The organism is Bartonella sp. AD24XZML, from assembly GCF_042196485.1.
In the GTDB taxonomy this organism is placed as follows: domain Bacteria; phylum Pseudomonadota; class Alphaproteobacteria; order Rhizobiales; family Rhizobiaceae; genus Bartonella.
In genome coordinates this window covers 1-1601 of sequence record NZ_JBHIQH010000080.1, presented here as the reverse complement: position 1 = coordinate 1601, position 1601 = coordinate 1, and the positions used below count along the sequence as shown (strand labels likewise).

The 1601-nt window shown below is 44.0% G+C and carries 3 protein-coding genes and 1 pseudogene; all 4 read left to right on the top strand.

What is annotated here, in order from left to right:
• A pseudogene (locus ACFIMX_RS07675) lies at positions 1 to 108 on the top strand (phage baseplate assembly protein V); the annotation flags it as partial.
• Complete coding sequence (locus tag ACFIMX_RS07670) at positions 105 to 446, top strand: GPW/gp25 family protein (RefSeq protein WP_041581347.1); 342 nt, start codon at positions 105 to 107, stop codon at positions 444 to 446. The pseudogene ACFIMX_RS07675 and the gene ACFIMX_RS07670, both read left to right, overlap by 4 nt.
• Positions 443 to 1270, top strand: coding sequence for a baseplate J/gp47 family protein (locus ACFIMX_RS07665; protein ID WP_375694282.1), 828 nt, complete (start codon positions 443 to 445; stop codon positions 1268 to 1270). Before ACFIMX_RS07670 ends, ACFIMX_RS07665 begins: the two co-directional genes overlap by 4 nt.
• A partial coding sequence (locus ACFIMX_RS07660; RefSeq protein ID WP_375694281.1) for a phage tail protein occupies positions 1270 to 1601 on the top strand: 332 nt, incomplete at its 3' end. The genes ACFIMX_RS07665 and ACFIMX_RS07660, both read left to right, overlap by 1 nt.

The window sequence follows — 1601 nt, the reverse complement described above, 5'->3', positions numbered from 1 at the left end:
GTTTCCATTCATTCAAGTGGACTAAAACATAACAGCACCAATGTAGGAGCAACCCATGTTCATGGGGGTGTTTTCCCTGGTGGTTCCATGACAGGAGGTCCCAATTGAACAGTGGAATGGACCGTACAACAGGAAAGCCATTAACCGGCATTGATCATTTACGCCAATCAATCCTTGATATTTTGTCAACGCGGATTGGTTCGCGTGTAATGCGTCGTGATTATGGTTCACGTGTTGCAGAACTCATTGATGCTCCAGTGAATAATGCTTTTGCTGTTGCTCTTTATGCTGCTGTTGCTGAGGCTTTAGACAAGTGGGAACCGCGTTTTAAATTGAAAAAAATTGATTTTAAATGGAGTGAGGCTGGACAAGTTTCTTTATCCTTTGAAGGAATTTATTTGCCATCCGGCAAGCCCATTACCATGGAAGGATTATTGATAAAATGAATGGAGTGCTTGCAAAACCGGAAATTATTACAGAACTTTCTTTTGAGGAAATCCGCGCTGCGGCTCTTGCTCATTTAAAAAAGCTTTTGCCTGAATATACCATTCTTGAAAGTGATCCAGCTGTAAAAGTTATTGAGGCTTTTAGCTATCGAGAACTGCTTTTAAGACAGCGTATCAATGAGGCGGCACGCAATAATATTCTTGATTTTGCCACCGGTGAATCCCTTGATGCTTTGGGAAACTGGCATGGTATTGCCCGCTTAGAGGGTGAGAGTGATGAGAGGTATCGTGAACGCATACAGCTTCATGCCCGTGGTGGCAATGGGAGCGGGACAGAGCCCTATTACAAACTTATCGCTCTCTCAAGCGATAGTCGTGTTAAGGATGCGATTGTTTACCGTAAAGGCAAAGACCCAACCATCTATGTTGCTCTTTTTGGCAACAATGAAGAAGGAACAGCCTCTGAAGATCTCTTACAAACAGTTTCACAAGCTCTTCACAGAAAAAATATCATCATGACCAATGATACAATCATTGTTCACGCTGCTGTCAAAAAAGTGCTGGATTTAGAAGCAGATGTTTGGCTGTTACCGGAAACATCTTTGAAAATTCTCACGACAATGGAGGCAAATTTAAGAGCAGCATGGAGACAAGAACAAGCCATTGGTCGTGAATTAAGCCTCTCGTGGTGGGTTTCAAAACTGATGATCCCTGGTGTCCAAAAAGTGATTGCCATTACACCCACAAAGGACAGTGCAGTTTGTGATGAAGAAATCTTATCGATTGGCAAAATCACCTTAAACTTCAAAGGGCGTGCACGCTAATGGTTGGTTCCCTCCTCCCCACCCATGCAACAGAATTTGAGAAACGCCTTGCCGATGCTTGCGACTTTCATCAAGATGTTGATGGGTCTGTTTTGGGGATTTCACGTGCAAAACTAATCACACGCCCTCCCCGCTTTTTGCCATGGTTGATTGAAGAATATGGACTTGGTGAACTTTCGCCTTATGTTCCAAACCTCTATGATTTGATTGACCAAGGGCTTGCATGGCAGCGGATACGCGGGTCTGTTATGGCAATAGAGATGGGGTTGAGATGGTTAGAGATGACAGCCCGCTTTATACCCGCTTGGTCTGGGCGTGCTTGGTGGAATTC